General features: G+C 45.3%; 1 pseudogene. It reads right to left on the bottom strand.

Annotated features, from left to right (window positions below):
- Positions 1-585: pseudogene (locus ACODST_RS27830) on the bottom strand (RHS repeat domain-containing protein); the annotation flags it as partial.

Below are 585 nucleotides of genomic sequence, written 5' to 3'. Positions count from 1 at the left end.
TGGTAGTATACCCTCCTAAATGGTTCTGCACCCTGCTGCGTATCGGCCTTGCTTTTGCATCATAAAAGGTATAAGACAATTCATTTTTGTATAAGGTGCTGCTTTCCGGTACCCGTGTCCAGGAACCTGTTGGCAGCCCTTTTGGTTTTCTGGAAGTATCGTAATATACTGTTTGTGTCTGCACCGTTGTGGGAATAGCGGGCGCATCAGGGAAATTATAATCGTCAAAATAATTTACTGTCAGCACATGATAATCCGTTGTTGGCCATGCGGCATTGTTATACCTGAAACTTACTCCATTCACCGTCGTATTGGTTGCTGCGGCTATTTTGGTTTCGTTATTAGAAGTTAAAAGCGACACAGCATCCTGCAGTGTTTTTCTGGCTGCGGAAGTTATTCCCGAAGCAGGTTTCCAGCCTGTAAGAACCGCACGATTAAAAGCATCGTATTTGGTTATCAGCCATCCGGCGGAAGTCAGATCTGAAAAAGGAGAATTGGCAGGACCTGAGGCAACAACCCGGTCTAGTTTGTCATATACGATAAACTCCCATTGTTTTCCCGGCAGCTTTTTCTCCACCAGACGGT

The organism is Flavobacterium sp. FG19, from assembly GCF_057809475.1.
The sequence above is the reverse complement of the archived record's forward strand: the minus strand, read 5'-3'. Positions and strand labels throughout refer to the sequence as shown.